General features: G+C 71.8%; 1 protein-coding gene. It reads left to right on the top strand.

All coding sequences use genetic code 11. The features are described 5' to 3' along the window. Positions 1 to 106 precede the first annotated feature (106 nt). Positions 107 to 2,686, top strand: a complete 2,580-nt coding sequence (pepN, locus tag ACFU6K_RS35960) for an aminopeptidase N (RefSeq protein ID WP_380670380.1) — start codon at positions 107 to 109, stop codon at positions 2,684 to 2,686. Positions 2,687 to 2,729 lie beyond the last annotated feature (43 nt).

The raw sequence follows: 2,729 nt of genomic DNA, 5'->3' as shown, positions 1-2,729 counted from the left end.
GGCACGGGCTGATCGCCCGGGCCCGCCCCGCCTGTGATTTTTCGGCCGCCCCGTCCGTTGGACGTGCGAGGATTCGGACCATCAGTCTGACAAAGGAGTGCAGCGAGTGCCCGGCACAAACCTGACCCGTGAGGAGGCCCGCACCCGGGCCGACCTCCTCCACGTGGACGCGTACGACATCGAGCTCGACCTCGGTTCGGCCCGCGAGGGCGGTACCTTCCGGTCCACCACCGTGGTCCGGTTCACCGCCACCACCCCGGGGGCGGAGACCTTCATCGACCTCGTCGCCCCGAGCGTCGAGGAGATCACCCTCAACGGCGTGCGGCTCGACCCGGCGACCTTCGCCGACAGCCGCATCCCGCTGCCGGGCCTCGCCGCCGAGAACGAGCTGCGGGTCGTCGCGGACTGCGAGTACACCAACACCGGTGAGGGCCTGCACCGGTTCGTCGACCCGGTCGACGGCGAGACCTACCTGTACACCCAGTTCGAGGTGCCGGACGCCCGCCGGGTCTTCGCCAACTTCGAGCAGCCCGACCTGAAGGCCTCGTTCGCGTTCACCGTGACCGCGCCGGAGGGCTGGGTCGTGGTCTCCAACTCGCCCACCCCGGAGCCGGTCGGCGACGGTGCCACCCGGGTCTGGACGTTCGAGCCCACCGGCCGGATCTCCACCTACATCACCGCGCTCGTCGCCGGCCCGTACGTCGGGGTCTTCGACACCTACGAGAACGGCGAGCAGAAGGTGCCGCTGGGCGTCTACTGCCGGCCCTCGCTGCGCGAGTTCCTGGACCCGGAGGCCGTCTTCGAGGTCACCAAGCAGGGCTTCGACTACTTCCAGGAGAAGTTCGACTTCCCCTACCCGTTCGCCAAGTACGACCAGCTCTTCGTCCCGGAGTTCAACGCCGGCGCGATGGAGAACGCGGGCGCCGTCACCCTGCGCGACCAGTACGTGTTCCGCTCCAAGGTCACCGACGCCGCGTACGAGGCCCGCGCCGCGACGATCCTGCACGAGCTCGCCCACATGTGGTTCGGCGACCTCGTCACCATGGAGTGGTGGAACGACCTCTGGCTCAACGAGTCCTTCGCGACCTACGCCGAGGCGGTCTGCCAGGCCGAGGCCCCCGGCTCCAAGTGGCCGCACTCCTGGACCACCTTCGCCAACCAGATGAAGACCTGGGCGTACCGGCAGGACCAGCTGCCGTCCACCCACCCGATCATGGCGGACATCAACGACCTGGAGGACGTCCAGGTCAACTTCGACGGCATCACCTACGCCAAGGGCGCCTCGGTGCTCAAGCAGCTGGTGGCGTACGTCGGCCAGGACGCCTTCTTCCAGGGCGTGCAGGCGTACTTCAAGCGCCACGCCTGGGGCAACACCCGGCTCAGCGACCTGCTCGGCGCCCTGGAGGAGGCCAGCGGCCGCGACCTCAAGGCCTGGTCCAAGGCCTGGCTGGAGACCGCCGGCATCAACGTGCTGCGGCCGTCGATCGTGCTCAACACCGACGGCGAGATCGAGTCCTTCGCGGTGCTCCAGGAGGCCCCCGCGCTGCCCGCCGGCGCCAAGGGCGAGGCCGTGCTGCGGCCGCACCGCATCGCGATCGGCCTGTACGAGCTGAACGGCGACGCGCTGGTGCGCACCGACCGGATCGAGCTGGACGTCGACGGCCCGCGCACCGAGGTGCCCGAGCTGGTCGGCCGGCACCGCCCGGCCGTCGTGCTGCTGAACGACGACGACCTCTCGTACGCCAAGATCCGGCTGGACGAGGACTCGCTGGCCGTCGTCACCGAGCACCTCGGCGGCTTCACCGAGTCGCTGCCGCGCGCGCTGTGCTGGGCCTCGGCCTGGGACATGACCCGCGACGGCGAGCTGGCCGCCCGCGACTACCTGGCGCTGGCGCTGTCCGGCATCGGGCGCGAGAGCGACATCGGCGTGGTGCAGTCCGTGCACCGCCAGGTCAAGCTCGCCCTCGACGCCTACACCGACCCGCAGTGGCGCGAGCAGGGCCTCGACCGCTGGGCCGCCGCCGCGGAGGAGCACCTGCGCGCCGCCGAGCCCGGCAGCGACCACCAGCTGGCCTGGGCCCGCGCCCTCGCCGCGGTCGCCCGTACGGACGGTCAGCTGGGCCTGCTCGCCGGGCTGCTGGACGGCTCGGCCGAGATCAAGGGCCTCGCGGTGGACACCGAGCTGCGCTGGACCCTGCTGGTGCGCCTCGCCGCCACCGGCCGGGCCGACGAGGCCGCCATCGCCGCCGAGCTGGAGCGCGACAACACCGCGGCCGGCCAGGAGCACGCGGCCACCTGCCGCGCCGCCCGGCCGACCGCCGAGGCCAAGGCGGAGGCCTGGGCGTCGGTGGTGGAGTCCGACAAGCTGACGAACTATGTGCAGGAGGCCGTCATCGCCGGCTTCCAGCAGTCCGACCAGCGGGAGCTGCTCGCGCCGTACGCGGCGAAGTACTTCGCGGCGGTCAAGGACGTCTGGGCGACCCGCAGCCACGAGATCTCGCAGCAGATCATCGTCGGGCTGTACCCGGCCCTCCAGGTGACGGACGCGACCCTGGAGGCCACCGACGCGTGGCTGGCCTCGGCCGAGCCGGCCCCGGCGCTGCGGCGCCAGGTGGTCGAGGCGCGGGCGGGCGTCGAGCGCGCGCTCAAGGCCCAGGCGGCCGACCGTGCGGCGGGCGGCCGCTGACGATCTCCTCGGAACCGCGAAGGGGCGCCGGACGGGATCGTCC

Origin of the sequence: Kitasatospora sp. NPDC057512 (assembly GCF_042802135.1) — a bacterium.
Taxonomy (GTDB): domain Bacteria; phylum Actinomycetota; class Actinomycetes; order Streptomycetales; family Streptomycetaceae; genus Kitasatospora.
The sequence above is the reverse complement of the archived record's forward strand: the minus strand, read 5'-3'. Positions and strand labels throughout refer to the sequence as shown.